Origin of the sequence: Phenylobacterium sp. NIBR 498073, from assembly GCF_027286305.1 — a bacterium.
Classification (GTDB): Bacteria; Pseudomonadota; Alphaproteobacteria; order Caulobacterales; family Caulobacteraceae; genus Phenylobacterium.
The window spans coordinates 3,441,842-3,463,338 of record NZ_CP114599.1; the positions used below are offsets into that span (position 1 = coordinate 3,441,842).

Here is a 21,497-nt window from a genome sequence, read left to right on the forward strand (position 1 = left end):
CCGGGTCGCGCTTCTCCCCTCGTGGCGCGTAGCAGATACCGGAAAGCCCTTCGATGCATCGCCTTCTCCTCGTCGGCGGCGCGGCCGCCGCCGCGCTCCTGTCCTCCAGCGCCGCGCTCGCCGCCGACGCGCCGCAGGTCGATGAGCTGATCGTCACCGGCGAGAAGGCCGACCGCAGCCTGCAGGACACCGTCGCCAGTGTCGCCCTGTTCACCGAGCGTGGGCTCGACGCGCGCAACATCCAGGACCTCAGCGACCTGGTGAACCACGCCGCCAACGTCGCCGAGACCTATCAGGGCTTCGGCTTCACCATCCGCGGCGTCGCCAACAACGGCGTCTCGGGCGGCGGCAGCGGTGGTCTGGCCACGGTCTATCTCGACGGCGCGGCCCTGCCCGACCGGGCGCTGGCCGCCGGCCCGCTGAACATGTGGGACATCGCCCAGGCCGAGATCCTGCGCGGCCCGCAATCGACCCTGCAGGGCCGCAACACGCTTGCCGGCGCCATCGTCCTGCGCAGCAACGATCCGACCTGGACCTGGAGCGGCGTGGCCCGCGCCGACCTGGCCGACGACGAATCCCGCATCCTCGCCTTCGCGGCCGGCGGCCCGATCGTCGCCGATCAGCTGGCCTTCCGCCTGTCGTTCGAGGACCGCGACGCCGAAGGCTTCACCTACAACTCGACCCGCAAGACCCAGGAAGACCCGCTGCTGTCGACCACCGTCCGCGGCAAGCTGCTGTTCACCCCCTCGGCCCTGCCCGACCTGACCGTGCGCGCCAGCGTGCTGCACAACCGGCACAAGGGCGGCTACATCTACAGCTACTCGCGCTCGGACGTCCCGAACCCGGCCGAGAACCGCATCGCCACCAGCGACTATCCGGGCCAGACCCGCAGCACGAGCGACATCCTGACGCTCAACGCCGACTACGCGATCTCCGACCAGCTCAAGCTGACCTCGGTCACCGCCTGGAGCAAGGTGCGCAGCGCCAGCCTGTTCGACATGGACGGCGGCCCGGCCTCGATCGCCTACGGCCGCGAAGACGACCTCGACCGTTCGCTCTCGCAGGAACTACGCCTGCAGTATGAAGGCGAGCGCCTGTCCGGCCTCGCCGGCCTCTACTTCGCCGACCGCGACCGCGACTTCGCCGTCGCCACCCGCAACGCCCTGGCCACGCCGCGCGCCACCCTGCTGGGCGTGCTGATGAGCCCGCCGTTCAACCTGCCGGCCGCCACCGCCAACGCCGCTGCCAACGCCTATGTCGCGGCCCTGCCCTCGGTCTCGGTCGACTTCGCCGGCCGCGCGCCGGAAGAGATCCAGACGGTCGCCCTGTTCGCCGACGGCCGTTACCAGCTGACCCAGCAGCTCTCGCTGCTGGCCGGCTTCCGCTACGACCGCGAGGAAAACACCCTGGCGGTGGCCCAGACCACGCGCTTCGCCGGGACCTATCCGAACCCGGCCGCCTTCGGCGCCTTGGCCCCGGTGATCGCCGGCCTCAACCAGGTCGTCGGCCTCTATGTCGCCCAGGCCACCGCCAACCAGCCGGAGACCTCGCGCAGCTTCGAGGCCTTCCTGCCCAAGCTTGGCCTGAAGTACGACATCACCGAGGACGCCTCGCTGAGCTTCGTGGCCCAGCGCGGCTATCGCTCGGGCGGCGCCAATATCAACGTCATCCGCTCGGCGGTCGTCCCCTACGACCCGGAATACACCTGGAACTACGAGCTGGCGGCCCGCACCAGCTGGCTGGACGGCGCCCTGAGCGTCAACGCCAACGCCTACTATGTCGACTGGAGCGACCAGCAGGTGGTCGTGAACCTCAGCGCCACCCCCTACGACTACCAGACCGAAAACGCCGGCGCCTCGCACCTCTACGGGGCCGAGCTCGAAGCCGCCTGGCGTCCGACCGCCGCCTTGGACCTCTACGGGTCGGTCGGCTACAGCCGCACCGAGTTCGACGACTTCACCATCCGCGCCGGGACCAGCACCATCGATCTCTCGGGCAGCGAGTTCGCCTTCGCGCCGGAATGGACCTGGAACCTCGGCGGCGCCTATCGCTGGGACAACGGCGTGTTCGTCAACCTGGACGCCGGCTACCGCAGCGAGTCCTACGGCGTCTCCGGCCCGACCCAAGGCGCCAACAAGCTCGACGCCCGCACCCTGCTCGGCGGCAAGATCGGCTACCAGGCCGAACGCTGGACCCTGGCCGCCTACGCGACCAACCTGCTGGACGAGGAGTACGTCCAGTTCCGCCAGCCGACCCTCAACCGCGCCATGTACGGCGCGCCGCGCGTCTTCGGCGCCGTCCTCGAAACCCGTTGGTGACGGAGAGTCTTCTCCAAATCCGAAAAGCTCAGAGCGCGATCAGATTCTATCGAAGCCGATCGCGCTCCGGGCCGCGCGCGCCCCTTCCCCCGCGGTATCGGACTCTGGTACGACGGTCGGCATAAAATTTAGCCGTAAAGATTAGGGAGTCGCCCGCGCGACCCATTTAGCGATCCGCGCGCGGGCGGGACGCGATTGGAAGCACATATTTCAAGGCAGGACGCGGCGTTGGCCGCGTCTGAAGACGCCCCTGTCGAACTCAGCCTGGCGGAAAAGGAAGCCGCCTACGAGAAGTTCGTCTGGGACAATCTGAAGCGCAATTACATCGGCAACTATCTGCACGGCATGCTCGGCATGACCGGCTTCCGGCTCATCAACGCGCCGACCTTCCTCCCCGCCTACCTGCACATGATCTCCGGGTCGAACACCATCGTCGGCCTGGGCCTGGCGCTGCAGCAGGTCGGCAGCGTGATTTCGCCGATCTTCGGCGCCACCCAGATCGAACACCGCAGCAAGGTGATGCCGGCCGCCGTCTGGATGGGCGGACTGGCCCGCGTTCAGATCGTCGGCATGGCGCTGGCCGGCTGGTTCCTCAAGGATCAGTCGCTGGTCGTCACCATGATGATCCTGATGTTCCTGTTCGGGCTGTTCATGGGCACCCAGCGGGTGGTGTTCGGCCTGCTGATGGCCAAGGTCATTCCGCTCAGCCGCCGCGGCCGCCTGCAGGCCTGGCGCAACGCCACCGGCGGGCTGATCGCCGCCGCCCTCGCCTGGGCGGCCGGCAAATACCTGATCGAGGGCAACGTCTTCGGCAACGGCTACGCCACCACCTTCGCGCTGGCCGCCTTCCTGACCAGCCTGGGCCTCTGGGCCCTGCAGCTGCTGCTCAGGGAGCCCGAGCCCCCCAACCTGCCGGCCCAGGCGAGGTTCCGCGACCGGGTGAAGGACTTCCCGGCGCTGATCATGTCGGACAAGGGCTACGCCTGGTTCCTGGTCGTGCAGATGGTCGCCACCGCCAGCCGGATCGCCACGCCGTTCTACATCATCTTCGTCTCGTCCACGATGAAGCTGGACGGCATGACGCTGGGCCTGCTCAGCCTGGCCTTCCTCGGCGCCGACACCCTGTCGAACCTGGTCTGGGGCTATCTGGGCGACAAGACCGGCTTCAAGCTGGTGCTGACGGTCTCGCTGTTCGCCTGGGCCATGGCCACCACCCTGCTGATGCTCAACCACGCGCCCTGGGCGGTGTTCCTGGCCTTCTTCGGCCTCGGCGCGGCGCAGTCGGGGTACATGATGGCCGCCCAGACGATGATCCTGGAGTTCGGCTCGCGGGCCGAGATGCCGATGCGCATCGCCATCTCCTCCACGGCCGAAGGCATCATGGCCTCGCTCGGGCCGCTGGCCGGCGGCTTCATCGCCGACCACTACGGCTTCAACGTCGTGTTCGGCGCCTCGATCGGCTTCCTGGTGCTCGGTTTGCTGATCCTGCTTACCGTCGTGAAGGAACCGCGCACCGCACGGATGGCCTCGCTCTGAAGGCGTGCTAGATCGAATGTCATGAAGCCCGAGAAGGATCCTGAGGTCGTCGACCTCGCCCAGCATCGAAAGGCCGTCCAGGCTCGCGAGGCGGCGGCCAAGGCCGCCCGCGAAAAGGCCGCGCGCCAGGCGAAGTCGGGCGGCTCGATGCTCGGCGGGCGCCGGCACGCCGGCCTGATCCTGGTCCTGGTCGTCGTCGCGCTGCTGGCGATCTTCGTCCTGCCGCGCCTGCTCTAGCGAAATATCGGCCGCGCCGTGTCACACGGCGCGGCGCCCGCGCGTCCTGTCGCTGACCCCCCAGCACAGGACCTCCCCATGTCTGCTCGCCTGAACCCCTACGCCGCCGCGCCGGAAATGATCGCGGCCATGACCGCGCTCGAGACCGCCGTCGTCTCTTCGGGCCTCGAACACAGCCTGATCGAGCTGGTGAAGACCCGCGCCTCGCAGATCAACGGCTGCGCCTTCTGCATCCACATGCACACCCGCGACGCCCGCGCCCACGGCGAGAGCGAGGAGCGGCTGTACCTGCTCGCCGCCTGGTGGGAGAGCTCGCTGTTCACCCCGCGCGAGAAAGCGGCCCTGACCTGGACCGACTCCCTGACCCTGGTCGCCCAGACCCGCGCGCCGGACGCCGACTACGCGACCATGCGCGAGCACTTCGACGAGGCCGAGGCCGTCAAGCTGACCATACTGATCGGCGCGATCAACGTCTGGAACCGGCTGGCCGTCGGCTTCCGCAGCCAGCACCCGCGCAAGTGGGTCGCCGAAAAGGCGGCCTAAGCCGCCAGCTTGCCGGCTGCGGCCTGGGCGATGCGCGCCTTGGCCATCTCGTTGGCGACGTCGTAGCTCGGCCGCCCCTCGGATGCGGCGCGGTCGAGCACCTCCTCGAGCGTCAGGGTCAGGCGGTCGAGCTTGGCCTGCACCCAGGCCTGGTCGAAGGCCTCGCCGCGCTCCAGGGCCCGGATCTCGCCGGCGACGTTGATGATGCCGCCGCCGTTGATCACGTAGTCGGGCGCATAGAGGATCCCGCGGGCGAACACTTCGCGGCCGATCTCGGGGCTGGCCAGCTGGTTGTTGGCGCCGCCGGCGATGATCTTGGCCTTCAGCCGCGGCAGGGTGGCCTCGTTGACCGCCCCGCCCAGGGCGCACGGCGCGAAGACGTCGGCCTGCGCCTCGAAGATCGCGGCCGGCGCGACGATGGTCGCTCCGGTCGCCGCCGCCACCTGCGACAGCGCCTCCTCGTTGACGTCGGTGATGATCAGCTTGGCGCCTGCCGCGTGCAGCTTCTGCGCCAGGTAGGCCCCGACATGGCCGACGCCCTGGATCGCGACGGTCACGCCGTCGAGCTCGCGGTTCAGGCCGCGTCGGACCGCCAGGCGCACGCCGCGGAACACGCCTTCGGCGGTCACCGGGCTCGGATCGCCGGAGGCGGCCGGATGGCCCTCCAGGCCCGCGACGTAGCGCGTCTCCTTGCGCGCATAGCCGAGATCGACCGGCGAGACGCCGACGTCCTCGGCCGTCCAGTAAGCGCCGTTCAGCGCCTCGACCGCGCGGCCGAACGCCTCGAACAGCGCCGGGGTCTTCATGGTCCGGCTGTCGCCGATGATCACCGACTTGCCGCCGCCCAGGTCCAGGTCGGCCATGGCGTTCTTGTAGGACATGGCCCGCGACAGCCGCAGCGCGTCGTCCAGCGCCGCCTCGGCGCTGGCGTAGGGCCACATCCGGCAGCCCCCCGCCGCCGGCCCGCGCGCAGTCGAATGAACCGCGACGATGGCCTTCAGGCCGGTTTTTTCATCGAAGAACGAATGCACGCCTTCGTGAGCCTCGAACGCCGGAGAATCGAACAAAGTCATGCTGCAATCAACGCCTCAAAGCGGAAGAGATTGCCGCCGGATTACGCCCCTCCCCGACGCTTCACAAGCCCGCTCTGACTCGCCCCGCCGCTTCGGCGTTGACCGGCGCATTGGCCTGGGTGGGCGATCCCGGGATGGTCGGCGCCCCCGACGGCAGCGGCGCCTGCGGCGTCTTGATGAACGACAGCAGGTCGGCCCACACCACCGGCCCCTGGTGGTCGCGGGTCATCAGGTGCCAGCCCCGCGCATAGTAGGCCGAGCGATCGGTCGGCTTCAGCCGCCCCGCGGCCTGGAACGACGGCTTTTCAGGAATGATCTCGTCATTGGCCCCGTAGATGTAGAGCGTCGGCACCTTGATCTCGCCGGTCGCCGCCCAGGCGCGCTCCATCATCGCCACCAGGCCGTAGAGCGTGTCGGAGCGCGCGCCCCAGACCATCAGTGGGTCGCGGCCCATGGCCACCAGTTCCTCGTGATTGTCGGTCGGCTTCACGCGGCTGGCCAGCCAGCGGGGCGGTTCATAGACCTTGGCGGCGGTGAGGCGCGAGGCCAACCACAGCATGGTCTTGTACGGCAGCGGCTGGTTCGACCAGCCCCAGACCGCCGGCGCCATCAGGATCAGCCGGTCGGCGGCCGGCGGCCGGTCCGAGGCGAAGGCCTCGATCGCCACCGCCCCGCCCATGCTTTCGCCTGCGACGATCAGCGGCACGCCCGGATGGCGCATGCGCGCCACCGCGACCATGGTCCGCAGGTCCTCGATCATCAGTTCGTCGCCGCCCCATACCCCGCGCTGGGGCGAGCGCCCGAACCCGCGCTGGTCGAAGGCGTAGGTCGTCACCCCGTTCTGCGCCCAGTACGGCGCGGCCATGTGGAAGGCGTTGGCGTAGTCGTTCATCCCGTGCAGGGCCACCACCACCGCCTGCGGCTCGCCTTGCGCCTCCCAGCGCGTCAGTCCCAGCCGGGCGCCGTCGAAAGAGACGAATGTGTCCCGCTCCAGGTGCGGCCCCTGGAAACCCGACGGCGGCGCGCCCGCCTGCTGCACCTGCAAGGGGGTGCAGGCGCTCAGCATCACGGCGGCGAGAACGGCGGCGAGGCGTTTCACGAACCCAAGATCTCCAGAACCCTTTGGCGAAGATAGGGCGCCACCTCGGCTTCGAACCAGGGATTCCGCTTCAGCCATCCGGTGTTGCGCCAGGATGGATGCGGCATCGGCAGGTAGTTGGGGGCGTAGTCGCGCCAGGCGCGCACGGTCTCGGTCATGGCGCCCCTGGCCCGCGGGCCCAACGCCCAGGTCTGGGCGTAGCTCCCGACCAGCAAGGTCAGCTCCACCTTCGGCAACTCCGCCAGCAGCTGCGGCCGCCAGAGCTGTGCGCAGCGCCGCGGCGGCGGATAATCGCCGCCCTTCGGATTGGTCCCCGGAAAGCAGAACGCCATCGCCGCGACGCCGATCTCGGGCCGGCCGTAAAAGGTCGCCGCGTCGATCCCCATCCACTGGCGCAGGCGATCGCCCGACGCGTCGGTGAACGGCAGGCCGCTCTCGTGTACGCGCCGGCCCGGCGCTTGGCCGGCGATCAGCAGCCGGGTCTGCGGCCGCACGAACACCACCGGCCGCGGCGCATGCGGCAGCTCGCCGGCGCATGCCCGGCAGGCGGCGATGTCGTCAAGAACGGCCGAAAGGCTCATCGGCCCGATATAGGGCGCCGGCGATGGAGGACGCCACAACCGCCGCGTAACCAAGCCTTATGAATATTTCCCATAGGTTGCGGCGACATTCGGAGGCCCGATGAGCGAGTATGCCGATCAACAGTCGCGCGGGGACATCCGGGTCGAATCCCCCTGGCTTACCGCCGCGTCCCGCGCTCTGCGAGAGCATCGTCTGATCTTCGCCCTTGTCGCCGTCTATGCGATCGGCGCCACGGCGCTCGCGTGGAGCACGGGCAGTCAGGAGCCTGCGAGCCTCCTTCTACAGCTGCTGATGCGCCTGAAGATCCTGGTGAACTGCGTCCTGTTCTATGTCGTCGCCGTCGACGTCAGCGGCGCGATCAGGGCCGCACCGAGCGCTCCGCTAGGTGAGCTGATCGGCCGGCTCCGGGCCCGACTGTCCCCGGACATTGTCGCCCCGATCGCGATCATCCTGGCGCTGGTGCTGTTCCTGAGCTCGTTCACCACGGCCAAGACCATGCTGACCCTGTACAGCGGGTTCGCCTGGGACCAGCGGCTCGCCGACTTCGACGCCTGGCTGCACGGGGGCGTCGATCCCTGGCGGTGGCTGCTTCCGCTGATGGGCCATCACGCCGTCACCAGGTTCGTGCAGTTCTGCTACCTGCCGGTTTGGCTGGCCCTCACCGCCGGCGCACCGCTCTGGGCGGCGCTGACGCCTCGGCTGGAAGGGAGGCGCGGGCGCTTCCTGATGACCTACCTGCTGACCTGGGTGCTGCTGGGCAACCTCATCGCGGGCGCCTTCATGAGCGCCGGACCCGTCTATTTCGGCCAGGTGACCGGGTCGTTCGAACGGTTCAAGCCGCTGATCGAGTATCACGCCTTCAGCACCGGCGCGGCCAACTCCAGCTATGACCTCCAGCGCTGGCTCTGGTTCCTGCACAGCAGCGGCCGGGCCGAGGTCGGCACCGGCATCTCCGCCTTCCCGAGCCTGCACGTGGCGATGGCCACGCTGTTCGCGATCCTGGGCTCGCTGATCGGCCGCCGGGCGTTCGCCATCGCCTTGGCGTTCCTGGTGCTGATCCTGGCCGCCTCGGTGCACCTGGGATGGCACTACGCCGTCGACGGCTACGCCTCGATCATCCTGACTGTCGGCATCTGGTTCGCGCTCAAGCCGCTCGACGCGCGCGAGCGGCCGAAGACCTAGTCCTCGCCCCGCGGCGACGACGCCAGGCTTTCGCCCTCCAGCGGCAGGCGCAGGCGGTAGACGCCCTTGAACTTCTCGGGGTCGGCCGGCTTGCCGTGGCGGGTGATGACGATCTTGCCCTGGCGGGCCAGGCCCCGCGCAGTATTGCGCACATGCCCGGTCAGCCGCCGCCAGTTCTCGTTGTCGGCGGCGCGCGCCACCTCCTCCGAGGAGGCGGACTTGCCAGGCGCCAGCTTGCCCAGCACGTCGAAGATCACCGCTTCCATGTCGACGCTCATGATCAGCCGCCCCGCTTGATGGTTTCGCGGGCGATGACCACCTGCTGGATCTGGCTGGTGCCCTCGTAGATCCGGAAGATCCGCACGTCGCGATAGAAGCGCTCGATGCCGTGGTCGGCGACATAGCCGGCGCCGCCGAAGATCTGCACCGCGCGGTCGGCGACGCGGCCGACCATCTCCGAGGCGAAGTACTTGGCCGCGGCCGCCTCCATGGTCACGCTCTGGCCGGCGTCGCGCTTGCGGGCGGTCTCCATGGTCATCGCCTTGGCGACCAGCGCCTCGGTCTTGGAGTCGGCGATCATCCCCTGGACCAGCTGGAAGTTTGAGATCGCCTGGCCGAACTGCTTGCGCTCGGTCGCGTAGGCCACGCAGTCGGCGAGCAGCCGCTCGGCCACGCCGATGCAGATCGCCGAGATGTGCAGGCGGCCGCGGTCCAGCACCTGCATGGCGACCTTGAAGCCCTCGCCCTCATTGCCCAGGCGGTTCTCGACCGGCACCCGGACGTTGTCGAAGATCACGTCGCAGATGTGCGCGCCCTGCTGGCCCATCTTCTTTTCGGGCTTGCCGACCGACAGGCCCGGCAGGCTGCGCTCGACCAGGAAGGCGCTGACCCCGCCGCCGCCCGCCTTGCTGGGATCGCTGCGGGCCATGACCGTAAAAAGGTCGGCCTTGTTAGCGTTGGTGATGAATCGCTTGGTGCCGTTCAGGACGTAGAAGTCGCCGTCGCGGATCGCGGTGGTCTGGACGTTGGCGCTGTCGGAGCCGGCTTCCGGCTCGGTCAGGGCGAACGAGGTGATGATCTCGCCCGAGGCGATCCCCGGCAGGTACTTGGCCTTCTGGGCGTCGGAGCCGAACATCACCAGCCCCTGGCTGCCGATGCCGACATTGGTGCCGAACGCCGAGCGGAAGGCCGGGCTGGTGCGGCCCAGCTCGACGCCGACCAGGCACTCGTCCTCCATAGAGAGGTCCAGGCCGCCGAACTCTTCCGGGATCGACAGGCCGAACAGGCCCAGCCCCTTCATCTCCTCGACCACTTCGGCCGGAATCGCGTCGTCCTCGGAGACCTTGGCCTCCAGCGGCCGCAGCCGTTCGGTGACGAACCGGCGGACCGTGTCGATCAGCTGTTCACGGGTTTCGAGGTCGAGGGCCATGGGAAGTCTCTATTCGCAGACGTGCTTGTCCGCCGGGGTCTCGGCGAACTTGGTGAGGGTGACGCTGATAACCGGATCGGGCCAGACCTCATAGCCCACGGCGCCGGCCGGCACCGTGCAGATCGTGCTCATCTTCTTCATCAGCTTGCCGCCGCGCAGGGCGGTGATCTCGGCCTCGTAGGCCACCGGGCGGGTCAGGCCGTTCCAGATCTTCAGGATCGACTGGCGCTTTTCCACCGAGGCGTCCAGCGCGAAAGCCAGCTTGCCGGCCCCCGCGCCCTTGTAGGTTTCCTTGCCGTCGGCCACGGCCTTGCCGATGCGCCCGGCCTCGACGTCGTCGAGCGACGGCCGGCCCGCCTCATCGAGGCGGATCACCGCGCGCTGGCCGGTCATGACCTGCACGGCGCCGCCCTCGACCTTGGTGCGCGGGTCCAGGCCCGCCGCCTGCAGCGCCTCGACCGGGATGGTCGGCATCTGGGCCTGAGCCGCCCCGGCAGCCAGCCAGATCCCCGCCACAGCAATGGCCAGCCCCCGCATCTCAGGCGCTCGCCGGCGCCATGGCGCCGCGGAGAAAGTCAGTCCGGCCTTGCATCGCCTGTCCCCGCCGCCTAGTTCGCATCGGGCCGCAAATTAGTGACTGAGACCGCGGCGGGCAAACCCCTTCATAGGGGGTCAGGGGACGCGATGGACGGCGGCGAAGAACTCGAGATCGGCGGCTGGAAGCACCAGGTGGTGAAGGACGGCGAGTGGGCCGGCTGGGTGCAGTACGGCTCCGACCCGTTCGAGGACCACGCCGGGCCGTTCTACTACCGCGTCGACGAGACCGGCCAACGGGTCTGCGCCATGCGCGCCGAACAGCACCACATGAACGGCGGCGGCTTCATGCACGGCGGCGCGATCATGACCTTCGCCGACTACTGCCTGTTCGTAATCGCCCGGGACGACCTGCAGGACAGCCGCAGCGTGACCGCCCAGTTCAACGGCGATTTCGTCGGCGCGGTGCCGGTCGGCTCGCTGGTCGAGTGCCGCGGCGAGGTGGTCAAGGCAGCCCGCAGCATGGTGTTCGTCCGCGGCCTGATCACCACCGGCGGCGAGCCGGTGATGAACTTCTCGGCGATCATCAAGAAGACAAAGCCGCGGACCTGACCATGAAGAAGCTCGACGCTGCGACCGCCAAGAAGATCGCGCCCTCGGCCCTGATGGTGCTGGTGGCCGGGCCGGTCTTCCTGTTCATGGCCATGGACCTGATCCTCTTCGCGGCCATGAGCGCCTCGCGCGGCGCGACGTCGCCGAACCAGGTGGTCGACCTCTCCATGGAGATCGTCATCTGCATCATGACCGGCGTGCTCAGCGCCTTCGGGATCCGCTCGATCCTGCGCGCGCTCAAGGACTAGCAGGGTGGCGCGGCTCGTCCCGCTGACCCCGGCCGACATCGCCGAGGTCATGCGCATCGAGCGCCTGCCCGGCTACGACGCCTTCATCGGCCAGTTCGGCCCGGACGAACACGCGGCCGAGTTCGCTTCACCCGACGCCCGCTATCTGGGCTTTCGCCGGGGCGTCGGCCTCGCCGGCTTCGTGATCGTCCAGGAATTCACCGCCCCCACCGTGCTGCTGCGCCGCATCGCGGTCGATGAGACCGGCCAGGGAACCGGAACCGCCCTCTTCCGCGCGGCCGTCGACTGGATCTTCGCCAACTCCGGGGCCGAGGCGGTGAAGCTGCACGTGCGGCCCGAGAACCACCGCGCCCGCCACATCTATCTGCGCGAGGGCTTCACCCGCCACGGCGAGGACCCGGCCAGCGAGTACCTGTCCGTGACCCGCGCGCGTTGGGGCGCCTAGGCCCGCCGCTCGCCCGGCGAAAACCTCACATCGCCGCCTTGGCCGCCGGGCGGCTGCGCATGGCGTTCGCCCAGCGATGCAGGTCGGCCAGTTCCTCGGGAATGGGCAGCTTGATCATCCGGGTGAAGTCGATGCCGATGAAGGCGATGATGTCGGCGATAGTCAGCCGCTCGCCGGCCAGCCATTCGCTCTCGCCCAGCCGCCGGTCGAGCACCTTCAAGCCCTTCAGGCCCACCTCCTTGTTGTACTCGCCGACCGGCGGGTTGGGCGCCTCCAGCGCGGCCAGCGCCGGATGGGTGTGGCGCACACCCAGCATGAACGGGTTGGCGACCAGCATCTCGGCGCGCCGGGTCCACATCTCCACCACCGCCGCCTCTTCCGGCGTGCGGCCGAAGAGGTTCGGCTCAGGGTAGCGGCTTTCCAGGTAGCGGCAGATCGCCAGCGACTCGGTGATCGTCGTCCCGTCGTCCAGTTCCAGCGCCGGCACGTTGGGCAGCCCGGCCTTGGCCAGGTAGTCGGCCTGCTTGTGCTGCCCCTGGATCAGGTTGAGCTGGACGATCTCGACGTCCTCGATGCCCTTCTCGGCCATGAACCAGCGCACCCGGCGCGGGTTGGGAGCCATCGCCGTGTCGTAGAGCTTCATTCCTGATCCTCCCGCAGCGGCTCTGGCGGCCGCCCTATTGTCCGAACAGTTCCCGCGGCATGGCGCCGACCAGCGCCCCGGTCATGCAGGTGGCCAGGAACCCGGCGATCAGCGCCTTCCACACGATGCCGATGATCTCCGTGCGCCGCTCGGGCATCAAGACGCCCATGCCGGTCACGGTTATCCCGACTGACCCGACGTTAGCGAAGCCGCACAGCGCGTAGGTCAGGATCATCCGCGTGCGCTCGGTCATCTCGCCGGCCGGAACCGCGCCCAGCTGAATGAAGGCGATGAACTCGGTCAGCATCAGCTTCACGCCCAGCAGGTAGCCGGCCTTCAGCGCCTCGTCCCAGTGCACGCCCATCGCCCAGGCCAGCGGCGCGAAGACGAGGCCCAGGATCCGCTCGACGGTGATCGCCTCGCCGCCGACCGCCGGCAGCACCGACAGCAGCGCGTTGCCGATGGCCACGAAGGCCACGAACACGATCAGGATCGCCGAGATGTTCAGCACCACGGTCAGGCCGTCCATCGTGCCCTTGCTGATCGCGTCGATCGAGCTGTCGTACTTCAGCAGCGAGGAATAGTCGGCGTAGAGCCCGCCCTGGCCCGGCTTTTCGGGGATCATGATCTTGGCCAGCAGGATGCCGGCCGGGGCGGAAATGATCGAGGCGACCAGCACGTGCGCGGCGGCGTTGGGCAACACCGACTTCAGGATCGTGGCGTAGGCCACCATGGTCGAGCCGGCCACCGTCGCCAGGCCGACCACCATCATCAGGAACAGCTCCGAGCGGGTCAGCTTGTCCAGATAGGCGCGGATCACGATCGGGCTCTCGATCATGCCCAGGAAGATGTTCACCGCCACCGCCAGGGCCGAGGCGCCGCCCAGGCCCATGGTTTTCTGGAACAGCAGGCCGAAGCCGCGGGTGATCCACTTCAGGATGCCCCAGTGCCATAGCAGCGCCGACAGCGCAGAGATCACCAGGATCAGCGGCAGCACCTGGAAGGCGAAGACGAACAGCGCCCCGGAGTTGGTCACCTGATAGGGCTGCTCGCCGCCGCCCATGTAGCCGAACACGAACTGTGTGCCGGTGGCGGTCGCCGCGGCCAGGCCGTCGACCCCGCGGTTGATCGCCTCGATCACCGCCTGCGCGCCGGGCAGGCCGAACAGCAGCAGGATCAGCCCGATCTGTACCGCGATCGACCCCAGGGCCAGCCGCCAGGGAAAGGCCTTCCTGTTTTCCGACAGCGCCCAGCAGACGGCGATCACGAAGCCCAGGCCGGCCAGGCTCTGGGCGTTCTCAGGACGAAACATGCATGGCCCCCGGACGCCGCCTACCTGCGGCGTCCAATCTTTCTTAGGTCCGCGCGGACTCGCGCAGGAATTCTCGCGCTATTGACTACGGCAGGGCAGGGTCATGCAAGCGCACGCAACGCCGCGCGCGAACGCCGCCCCTTGACGGAGCCGGATGGCGCCATATTTAATTGTGCACAATTAAATTGGAGATAATCAAATGACCACTCTCTACGCCACCCAAGCCCGCGCCGTCGGCGGCCGCGCCGGCCACGTCGAATCCCAGGACGGCCTGCTCAGCCTCGACCTGGCGCTGCCCCGCGAAATGGGCGGCAAGGGCGGCGGGACCAATCCCGAGCAGCTGTTCGCCGCCGGCTACGCCGCCTGTTTCGAGAACGCCGTCCGCTACATCGCCGGCCAGCAGAAGATCCTGCTGAAGGGCGCCGCCGTCACCGCCACCGTCGAGCTGCATCCACGCGCGGAAGGCGGCTTCAAGCTGGGCGTGGCGCTCGACGCCGAGACCCAAGGCCTCGACCAGGCCGCGGCCGAAGCCCTGGTGACGGCCGCCCACCAGGTCTGCCCCTATTCCAACGCCATTCGCGGCAACGTCGATGTTGCGCTATCTGTGCGAGCTGAATGACCGCCCGAGCCAAACCTAAAGCAAAGGAGGCGGCCGCCCCTGCGGCCGTCCCCCAACTGCGCCTCGATAACCAGCTCTGCTTCGCCCTCTACGCGGCCAGCGGCCTGGTCACGCGCGCCTACCGCCCGCTGCTCGAGCCGCTGGGCCTGACCTATCCGCAGTACCTGGTGATGCTGGTCCTCTGGGAGGACGCTCCCCGCACGGTCAAGGCGCTGGGCCAGGCGCTGGACCTCGACTCCGGCACCCTGACCCCGCTGCTCAAGCGGCTGGAGGCGGCCGGCTTCGTCACGCGCCGCCGCGACGCCCAGGACGAGCGCAAGGTGCAGATCGAGCTGACCGACGCCGGCCGCGCCCTGCGCGAGAAGGCGGCCGAGGTTCCGGCCGCCCTCGCCTGCCAGCTGCACCTGCCGCTCGATGAAATCGTCGACCTGCGCGCGACCCTGCAGGACCTGGCGTGGCGGATGAAGGCCTAGCGTGCGCCCAGCCGCATCAGCACTTCGCGCGGGATGCCGTAGTGCTCGATGGCCGGCTTCTGGTTGCGGATGCCGCAGGCCTCGCGCTGAATGAAGTAGTACCAGACCGCGGTGGCCGCCTCCTTGAGCAGCGGCGCGCGTTCATCCTCGGGCCCCTCGAACGCCTTCAGCGCCGCCAGCGCCTGCTCGACCCGCTGGCCGGCGCGCCCGAGCGCATAGCCGCGCTCTTCCTGGATCTCGTAGTCGAGGATGCTCGCGCCGGTCTTGAACAGCGGCGACATCGATCCCTGCGGCATGCGGAGACTGGACATGCCGCCAATATGAGGCCCGCGGCGCGCACGGCAAGCGCCGCCAGGTCCTCCCCCATCGCGATGGGGGAGGAATACGCGGCCCCTACTTGCCGGTCAGTTCCTTCACCAGGGCGGTCTGACCGTAGACCTTGGTGAGCGCTTCTGTCGCCGCCGAGGTCGCGACCACCACCGTGCGGTTGATCGAACCGTCGTAGCCGAAGGCGCCGCCCAGCGAGTGGATGTTGCCGTCGAACGCCGCGCCGAGGACTTCACCCTTGGCGTTCACCACCGGCGAGCCGGAATTGCCGCCGATGATGTCGTTGGTGGTGACGAAGTTATAGACCGTGGTCGGATTGACCTTGCCCTTGGCCGCAACCCAGCGGGGCGCCAACTCGTAGGGCTCGGCTCCGGTGGCCCGGTCGTACAGGCCCGCGAAGTTGGTCATCGAGGGTACGGTGACGCCGCGATAGCTCCAGCCGGCCACCTTGCCGTAGGACAGCCGCAGGCTGAAGGTCGCGTCCGGATAGACCGCATCGCCATAGGCCGCGAACTTGGCGCGGGCGACGCGCTCGGCGGCCGCGTCGGTCGGCCCCTGGACGTCGGTCTCCCAGGCCTTGCGCACGGCGCGCGCGGCCGGGTCGTTGCGCAGCACCAGCTGGATCATCGGATCGTCCGAAGCCTGGATCGCCGCCAGTCCGCCGTCCCACAGCGCCTTGCGCGCCGCCGGATCGGCCAGCCTCGAGCCGGCGACCGCGCGCTTGGCCAGGCCCTCGGGGCTCTCCTTGCCCAGCAGGGTCTTCACCGCCGGATCGTCGGTGGTCAGGTACTCGCGGGTCTTCGACAGCCAGAAGGCCAGGTAGACTTCCTCCAGCTCCGCATCGACCGGCTTGGCGTCCAGCACCTTCTTCTCGACCAGCGGCAGGCGCGTGTCGGCGTACTCGGCCAGCCGCTCGGCGCTCGGCTTCTCACGCTCCTGCGCGGCGCGGACCAGGGTCTGCGCGTAGTAGTAGAGGTTCGAATAGGCCGCGCCGCCCTCGATCTGGCGATAGCGCAGGTAGTTGTTGGCGTAGGCCGCCTGCGCCTTGGCGATGTCGCCCCACGGATCGCCGATCTCGGCGGCCAGCTTCGGGTCGGCGGCCACCTTGGCCTTCAACTCGGCCTCCTGGGCGCGCTTGGCGTCCATGAACGCCTTGTCGTTCAGCGCCGACTGCTGGCCGTAGAACACCTTGAAGCTGTTCTCGATGCCGAACAGCGGGTCGGTGGCGATGCGCTTATGTTCGGCGCTCTCCTGCCCGAACTGCGCCAGGCGGCCGCGGATCTCCGAGCGCTGCAGCTGGCCGACCGGGATGGTCAGGTCGCGCAGGGTCTCCAGTTGCGAGACCGTCATCAGGCGGTTGGTCGAGCCGGGATTGCCGGACACGAACGTCGCCTCGCCTTCCTGTGGGGCGCGGCTGACCCAGGTCAGGTGGGTCGGCGTCACGGCCGGCTTGCCGTTCTCGTACAGCCGCACGAAACCGACATCGAGGTTGAAGCGCGGGAAGTTGAAGTTGTCCGGATCGCCGCCGAAGAAGGCGGTCGCGAACTCCGGCGCGAACACCAGCCGCACGTCGGCGTACTTGCGGTACTTGTAGAGCTTGAATTGCCCGCCGCGGTACAGGGTGATCACCTGGCAGCGGACGTTCGGATCATCGCCGCAGCCGGCCTTCTCGGCCGCGGCCATCGCCGCCTCACGGGCGCGGACATAGTCCTGGCCGGTCTTGCCGGCGCCGGCCGCCTGGATCTCCTTGGTGACATCGGTGATCGAGGCCAGGATCTCGGCCTGCATCCCCGGGCATTTCTTCTCGTCCTCGCGTCCGGCGGTCAGGAAGCCGTCCTTGACGAAGTCCTTGTCGCCCGACGACAGGTCCTGGACGCACTCGACCACGCAGTGGTGGTTGGTCAGCACCAGGCCCGAGCCCGAGACCAGCGAGGCCGAGCAGCCGGTAGTCAGGCGCACCGAGGCGCCCTGCATCCGGTCCAGCCACTTCTGGTCCAGCTTCAGGCCGTAGGCCTCGTTCACCTTGGCGAGCGGGAAGTTGTCGTAGGTCCACATGCCTTCGTCGGCGAGGGCCGGCGCGACGGAAATCGAGAACGCGGCGGCCAGACCCAGGCCCGCGCCGAACTTCACTGAATTCATGGTCACCAACTTGAAGAGCGGCCGCCGTCGTGCGCCGCAAAGATGTAACTCCGTAACATCCGCGATCCCGTGGGACCAGCGGCCAAGGCCGCGCCTTACCTCGATTTAACTAGGAGAGACCGGCCGTCAGCCGCACATGCTGGGCGCGAGGAGGGCCCCATGTCATTGGCTCTAGCGACCCTGATCTACGAGTGGCGCCGCTATCTGGCGGCGGTGATCGCGCTCGCCTTTTCGGGCCTGCTGATCCTGGCCCAGGTCGGCATGTTCACCGGCATGATCCAGGCCGCCACGGCCACGATCAACCGCTCGCGCGCCGATCTGATGATCATGCCGGCCAAGTCCGAAAGCCTCATCAACTCGGGCCCCTCCAGCCTGCCGCGCCGCATCGGCCCGCAGCTCTATCTCAACCCCAACGTCGCCGAGGTCGCCAGCTTCGACGGCGGCGGCGGCCGCTGGACCAACCAGCCCAAGGACGGCCAGAAGCAGGTCACCACCTTCGTGCAGGTCAACATGGTCGACACCGAGCCGGGCGCCCTGACCCTGCCGGTCGACTATCCCGAAGCCGTCCGCATCGCGCTGATGGAGCCGAACGCCGTCGCCATCGACCGCTCGGCCCTGGGGCGTCTCGGCGTCAAGCTCGGCGACACCGCTACCGTCAACGGCAAGACAGTCCGCGTCCGCGCGCTGCTCGACAACTACCCGGACATCAACCAGCCCTCGATCGTCGTCTCGCGCGACACGCTGAGGCGGCTCGGCATGATGGAGAAGGGCGAGAAGACCGGCCCGCTGATGGTCCGCGTCAACAATCCCGCCCAGGCCGCGGCCGTCCGCGACCAGCTCAACGCCGAGGCCAAGGGCGCCTACCGCGCCTGGACCCGCGCCGAGCTCGCCCAGGCCAACGAGAGCGCGCTGATGAAGGAGCAGATCATTGGCATCTTCCTCGGCTTCTCGGTGTTCCTCGGCTTCCTGATCGGGGTCGGCATCACCTCCCAGACCCTGCGCGGCGCCATCCTCGCCAACATCAAGGAGTTCGCCTCCCTGCGCGCGCTCGGCGTCTCGATGGGCTCGCTGCGGCTGATCGTGCTGGAGCTGTCGTTCTGGGTCGGGGTCGTCGGCCTCGGCGCCACCGCCCTCTTCACCTTCCTGGTCTCGATGCTGGCCCGCAGCGGCGGCCTGCCGATGGGCTTCCCGCTCGGCTGGGTGGCGGCGGTCGCCGTACTGCTGATGGCGATCTCGCTGGCCTCCGGCCTGATGGCCCTCGGCATCCTCAAGAAAAGCCAACCTGCGGATCTGCTGCGATGACCTCGGAAAACGCCGTCGCCCTCCAGGGCAAGGGTCTCACCAAGCGCTTCAAGACCGGCCGCACCCAGATCGAGGTGCTGAAGTCCGTCGACTTCGACTGCCGCCACGGCGAGATGACCATGGTCATGGGCCCATCCGGCTCAGGCAAGTCGACCCTGATCGCCAGCCTCTCGGGCCTGCTGCGGCCCGACGAAGGGACCGTCACCGCGCTCGGCGAAGACCTCTGGAGCCAGCGGCCGGGCCGGATCGACAAGTTCCGCCTCGACCACTGCGGCTTCATCTTTCAGGGCTTCAACCTGTTCGGCGCGCTCAGCGCCCTGCAACAGGTGACGACGATCCTCAAGTACAAGGGCTACTCGCCCTCAGAGGCCAAGGACCGCGCCGCACTGGCCCTCACCGAGGTCGGGCTCGGCCACCGTCTCGGCCAGCGCCCGGCCGAACTGTCAGGCGGCGAAAAGCAGCGCGTCGCCATCGCCCGCGCCCTGGCCAAGGATCCGCGCCTGCTGTTCGCTGACGAACCGACCAGCGCCCTGGACGGCGAGAACGGCCAGATCGTCATCAAGCTGCTGCAGCGCGCGGCCAAGGAGCACGGCGCGGCGGTGATCTGCGTGACCCACGACCCGCGGCTCGAGGCCTATGCCGACCGCATCATCCACATCGAGGACGGACGCATTCTGGACGATCGCCGAACCGGCGCGTCCCAGCCTGCCGCACCCGTCAGCCACACCGAGCTCGTTGGAGCCTAGACCATGCTCGCCTTCGCGAAATCCAACCGCATCAAGATCGCGGTCGTCGCCGCCGTGATCCTGCTGGGCGGCGGCGCCTTCATGGCGTCGAGCCAGGCCAAGGCCAAGAAGGAGGCCGAGGCCAAGGCCGCCGCGGCCGCCGCGCCCAAGAGCCCCTTCGTCGCCGTCGCCAACGGCAAGGCCGACGTCGAGGGCGGCATGATCCAGGTCGCCGCCCGCCGGGCCGGCATCGTGCGCGAGGTCTACGTCCAGGAAGGCGACAGGGTCGTGAAGGGCCAGATCCTCGCCCGCCAGGAAGACGACGAGCCCAAGCTCTCGGCCGCCCGCGCCGCGGCGTCGGTCGAGCAGGCCAAGGCCCAGATGGCCCAGTATCAGGTTCAGCTTTCCACCGCCGAGCGCGAACACAAGCGCCTGCAGGGCCTCGTCTCGACCAACTTCGTCGCCGCCCAGAAGGTCGACCAGGCCGTCGACAAGATCCGCGAGGCCCAGGCCAACATCCAGGCCCAGCGCGCGGCCATCGCCACCGCCCAGGCCGCCCTGGAGGAGGCGCGCTACAATCTCGAACTGACGATCATCCGCGCCCCGACCGACGGACGCATCGCCCGCCGCTACGCCAATCCCGGCGCCGGCGCCTCGACCCTGAACGTCTCCAACATGTTCGACCTGGAGCCCGAGGCCCCGCGCATCGTCCGCGCCGAGATCGCCGAGAGCTCCCTGCCTCACGTGGCGATCGGCCAGACCGTCCAGATCGCCCCGGAATCCGAGCCGACCAAGGTCTATAACGGCAAGGTGCTGCGCCGCGCCGCCGTGTTCGGGGCCCGCAAGCTGCAGTCGGACGATCCCAGCGAACGCGCCGACGACCGCGTCGTCGAGGTGGTGGTCAGCGCCGACAGCGCGCCCTTCCTGATCGGCCAGCGGGTGCTGGTGAAGTTCATGCGCGACGGCGCCGCGGCCCTGGCCGCGCGGTAGGCTCTGTCCAGTTGCTCCCCCTCTCAGCCGCCCGGCCGACAGAGGGGGACTTTGACTCGGCTGCTTGAGAGCACTCCCCCTCCGTCTCGGCGCTGCGCGCCGATCCACCTCCCCCACGAGGGGAGGATCTGCAACGCTTGACGTCCCCTCTCCCGCACCGCACAAACCGCGACGAAATTTCAAACCCCTGTTTGATGGGAGACTTCTCATGGCGGACATCCGCTTCGACGGCAAAGTCGCGATCGTCACCGGCGCGGGCGGCGGCCTGGGCCGTCAGCACGCTCTTGAGCTGGCCCGTCGCGGCGCCAAGGTCGTGGTCAACGACCTGGGCGGTTCGGTCGACGGTTCGGGCGGCTCCTCGGCTGCGGCCGACGCCGTGGTCGCCGAGATCAAGGCCGCCGGCGGCGAAGCCATCTCCAACGGCTCGTCGGTCACCGACGACGCCGGCGTCGCCCTGATGATCAAGCAGGCGATGGACACCTGGGGCCGCATCGACATCCTGATCGCCAACGCCGGCATCCTGCGCGACAAGTCGTTCTCCAAGATGGAAATGGCCGACTTCGAGCTGGTCGTGAACGTCCACCTCATGGGCACCGTGAAGCCCGTGAAGGCCGTCTGGGAGATCATGAAGGAGCAGAACTACGGCCGCATCGTCGTGACGACCTCGTCGTCGGGCATGTACGGCAACTTCGGCCAGTCGAACTACGGCGCGGCCAAGCTCGGCATCATCGGCTTCATGAACACCATCAAGCTCGAAGGCCAGAAGAACAACATCCACATCAACGCCATCAGCCCGGTCGCCGCCACCCGCATGACCGAGAACCTGATGCCGGCCGAGGTGCTCGAGCGCCTGAAGCCGGAATACGTCACCCCGGGCGTCGTCTACCTGGCCTCGGAAGAAGCCCCGAACGGCGCGATTCTCACCGCCGGCGCCGGCGCCTTCGCGCTGTCGCGCATCTACGAAACCGAGGGCGTGTATCTCGGCGAAGGCGGCCTGTCGGTCGAAGAGGTCCGCGACAATTGGGCCAAGATCGCCGACCCGGCCGGTCAGCAAGCCTATGTCACAGGCGGCGAGCAAAGCGGCAAGTTCTTCCGCAAGCTGCAGGGCGGCTAAGAAGTCCCAGCCGCA

General features: G+C 68.6%; 24 protein-coding genes. 14 read left to right on the forward strand and 10 right to left on the reverse strand.

Features of this window, described 5'->3' with window-relative positions:
* The first annotated feature begins 53 nt into the window (after window positions 1-53).
* The 4 genes from O4N75_RS17230 to O4N75_RS17245 all read left to right on the forward strand — a co-directional run bounded on the left by O4N75_RS17230 (window position 54) and on the right by O4N75_RS17245 (window position 4,634).
* Window positions 54-2,318, forward strand: coding sequence for a TonB-dependent receptor (locus O4N75_RS17230; RefSeq protein ID WP_269626677.1), 2,265 nt, complete (start codon window positions 54-56; stop codon window positions 2,316-2,318).
* A gap of 228 nt (window positions 2,319-2,546) precedes the next feature.
* Window positions 2,547-3,854, forward strand: a complete 1,308-nt coding sequence (locus O4N75_RS17235; RefSeq protein ID WP_269626678.1) for an MFS transporter — start codon at window positions 2,547-2,549, stop codon at window positions 3,852-3,854.
* A gap of 21 nt (window positions 3,855-3,875) precedes the next feature.
* A complete protein-coding gene (locus O4N75_RS17240; RefSeq protein ID WP_269626679.1) occupies window positions 3,876-4,091 on the forward strand; it encodes a hypothetical protein in 216 nt (71 codons plus the stop codon).
* 78 nt (window positions 4,092-4,169) lie between these two features.
* Complete coding sequence (locus tag O4N75_RS17245; protein ID WP_269626680.1) at window positions 4,170-4,634, forward strand: carboxymuconolactone decarboxylase family protein; 465 nt, start codon at window positions 4,170-4,172, stop codon at window positions 4,632-4,634.
* Here O4N75_RS17245 and O4N75_RS17250 read toward each other — a convergent pair.
* From O4N75_RS17250 to O4N75_RS17260, 3 genes are all read right to left on the reverse strand, one after another.
* Window positions 4,631-5,707, reverse strand: coding sequence for a Glu/Leu/Phe/Val dehydrogenase (locus O4N75_RS17250; RefSeq protein ID WP_269626681.1), 1,077 nt, complete (start codon window positions 5,705-5,707; stop codon window positions 4,631-4,633). The two genes, O4N75_RS17245 and O4N75_RS17250, sit on opposite strands and share 4 nt — an antisense overlap.
* Before the next feature lie 61 nt (window positions 5,708-5,768).
* Window positions 5,769-6,806 (reverse strand): alpha/beta hydrolase, encoded by a 1,038-nt coding sequence (locus O4N75_RS17255; protein WP_269626682.1) that lies wholly within the window; start codon window positions 6,804-6,806, stop codon window positions 5,769-5,771.
* Window positions 6,803-7,387, reverse strand: coding sequence for a uracil-DNA glycosylase family protein (locus O4N75_RS17260; RefSeq protein WP_269626683.1), 585 nt, complete (start codon window positions 7,385-7,387; stop codon window positions 6,803-6,805). Before O4N75_RS17260 ends, O4N75_RS17255 begins: the two co-directional genes overlap by 4 nt.
* A 100-nt stretch (window positions 7,388-7,487) precedes the next feature.
* On the opposite strand from O4N75_RS17260, the gene O4N75_RS17265 reads away from it, so the two are divergent.
* Window positions 7,488-8,570, forward strand: a complete 1,083-nt coding sequence (locus O4N75_RS17265; protein ID WP_269626684.1) for a phosphatase PAP2 family protein — start codon at window positions 7,488-7,490, stop codon at window positions 8,568-8,570.
* Here O4N75_RS17265 and O4N75_RS17270 read toward each other — a convergent pair.
* Genes O4N75_RS17270 through O4N75_RS17280 form a run of 3 tightly spaced genes read right to left on the reverse strand, consistent with a single transcriptional unit; the run spans window position 8,567 to window position 10,536 of the window.
* On the reverse strand, window positions 8,567-8,848 hold the full coding sequence (locus tag O4N75_RS17270; RefSeq protein ID WP_269626685.1) for a DUF3253 domain-containing protein: 282 nt from the start codon (window positions 8,846-8,848) through the stop codon (window positions 8,567-8,569). The genes O4N75_RS17265 and O4N75_RS17270 overlap by 4 nt on opposite strands.
* 2 nt (window positions 8,849-8,850) lie before the next feature.
* Window positions 8,851-9,999 (reverse strand): acyl-CoA dehydrogenase family protein, encoded by a 1,149-nt coding sequence (locus tag O4N75_RS17275; RefSeq protein ID WP_269626686.1) that lies wholly within the window; start codon window positions 9,997-9,999, stop codon window positions 8,851-8,853.
* 9 nt (window positions 10,000-10,008) lie between these two features.
* Window positions 10,009-10,536 (reverse strand): hypothetical protein, encoded by a 528-nt coding sequence (locus O4N75_RS17280; RefSeq protein ID WP_269626687.1) that lies wholly within the window; start codon window positions 10,534-10,536, stop codon window positions 10,009-10,011.
* 147 nt (window positions 10,537-10,683) lie between these two features.
* Here O4N75_RS17280 and O4N75_RS17285 point away from each other — a divergent pair, with 147 nt between their 5' ends.
* The 3 genes from O4N75_RS17285 to O4N75_RS17295 are packed head-to-tail and all read left to right on the forward strand — an operon-like array spanning window position 10,684 to window position 11,838.
* Window positions 10,684-11,145, forward strand: coding sequence for a PaaI family thioesterase (locus O4N75_RS17285; RefSeq protein ID WP_267230576.1), 462 nt, complete (start codon window positions 10,684-10,686; stop codon window positions 11,143-11,145).
* A gap of 2 nt (window positions 11,146-11,147) precedes the next feature.
* Window positions 11,148-11,393: a hypothetical protein gene (locus O4N75_RS17290; protein WP_267230577.1), complete on the forward strand. Its 246-nt coding sequence runs from the start codon at window positions 11,148-11,150 to the stop codon at window positions 11,391-11,393.
* Window positions 11,394-11,397: 4 nt separating this feature from the next.
* Window positions 11,398-11,838: a GNAT family N-acetyltransferase gene (locus tag O4N75_RS17295; RefSeq protein WP_269626688.1), complete on the forward strand. Its 441-nt coding sequence runs from the start codon at window positions 11,398-11,400 to the stop codon at window positions 11,836-11,838.
* Between the two features lie 25 nt (window positions 11,839-11,863).
* Here O4N75_RS17295 and O4N75_RS17300 read toward each other — a convergent pair whose 3' ends face one another.
* Together O4N75_RS17300 and O4N75_RS17305 are read right to left on the reverse strand one after the other, a co-directional pair.
* The gene (locus O4N75_RS17300; RefSeq protein ID WP_269626689.1) at window positions 11,864-12,481 is read right to left on the reverse strand and encodes a glutathione S-transferase; all 618 of its coding nucleotides are present in this window, start codon (window positions 12,479-12,481) and stop codon (window positions 11,864-11,866) included.
* Window positions 12,482-12,515: 34 nt separating this feature from the next.
* On the reverse strand, window positions 12,516-13,793 hold the full coding sequence (locus O4N75_RS17305; RefSeq protein ID WP_267230579.1) for a nucleoside transporter C-terminal domain-containing protein: 1,278 nt from the start codon (window positions 13,791-13,793) through the stop codon (window positions 12,516-12,518).
* Window positions 13,794-13,992: 199 nt separating this feature from the next.
* Here O4N75_RS17305 and O4N75_RS17310 point away from each other — a divergent pair, with 199 nt between their 5' ends.
* Together O4N75_RS17310 and O4N75_RS17315 are read left to right on the forward strand one after the other, a co-directional pair.
* Window positions 13,993-14,412 (forward strand): organic hydroperoxide resistance protein, encoded by a 420-nt coding sequence (locus O4N75_RS17310; RefSeq protein WP_269626690.1) that lies wholly within the window; start codon window positions 13,993-13,995, stop codon window positions 14,410-14,412.
* Complete coding sequence (locus O4N75_RS17315) at window positions 14,409-14,885, forward strand: MarR family transcriptional regulator (RefSeq protein ID WP_269626691.1); 477 nt, start codon at window positions 14,409-14,411, stop codon at window positions 14,883-14,885. Before O4N75_RS17310 ends, O4N75_RS17315 begins: the two co-directional genes overlap by 4 nt.
* Here the strand turns inward: O4N75_RS17315 and O4N75_RS17320 are convergent.
* Both O4N75_RS17320 and O4N75_RS17325 read right to left on the reverse strand, forming a co-directional pair.
* Window positions 14,882-15,196: a DUF6665 family protein gene (locus O4N75_RS17320; protein ID WP_269626692.1), complete on the reverse strand. Its 315-nt coding sequence runs from the start codon at window positions 15,194-15,196 to the stop codon at window positions 14,882-14,884. The two genes, O4N75_RS17315 and O4N75_RS17320, sit on opposite strands and share 4 nt — an antisense overlap.
* An 82-nt stretch (window positions 15,197-15,278) precedes the next feature.
* The gene (locus tag O4N75_RS17325) at window positions 15,279-17,351 is read right to left on the reverse strand and encodes a S46 family peptidase (RefSeq protein WP_269626693.1); all 2,073 of its coding nucleotides are present in this window, start codon (window positions 17,349-17,351) and stop codon (window positions 15,279-15,281) included.
* Window positions 17,352-17,510: 159 nt separating this feature from the next.
* Here O4N75_RS17325 and O4N75_RS17330 point away from each other — a divergent pair, with 159 nt between their 5' ends.
* From O4N75_RS17330 to O4N75_RS17345, 4 genes are all read left to right on the forward strand, one after another.
* Entirely contained in the window at window positions 17,511-18,653 is a 1,143-nt protein-coding gene (locus O4N75_RS17330; protein WP_269626694.1) for an ABC transporter permease, read from the forward strand.
* Window positions 18,650-19,399: an ABC transporter ATP-binding protein gene (locus O4N75_RS17335; RefSeq protein WP_269626695.1), complete on the forward strand. Its 750-nt coding sequence runs from the start codon at window positions 18,650-18,652 to the stop codon at window positions 19,397-19,399. Before O4N75_RS17330 ends, O4N75_RS17335 begins: the two co-directional genes overlap by 4 nt.
* A 3-nt stretch (window positions 19,400-19,402) precedes the next feature.
* Complete coding sequence (locus O4N75_RS17340; protein ID WP_269626696.1) at window positions 19,403-20,368, forward strand: HlyD family efflux transporter periplasmic adaptor subunit; 966 nt, start codon at window positions 19,403-19,405, stop codon at window positions 20,366-20,368.
* Window positions 20,369-20,576: 208 nt separating this feature from the next.
* A complete protein-coding gene (locus O4N75_RS17345; RefSeq protein WP_269626697.1) occupies window positions 20,577-21,482 on the forward strand; it encodes an SDR family NAD(P)-dependent oxidoreductase in 906 nt (301 codons plus the stop codon).
* Window positions 21,483-21,497: the final 15 nt, after the last annotated feature.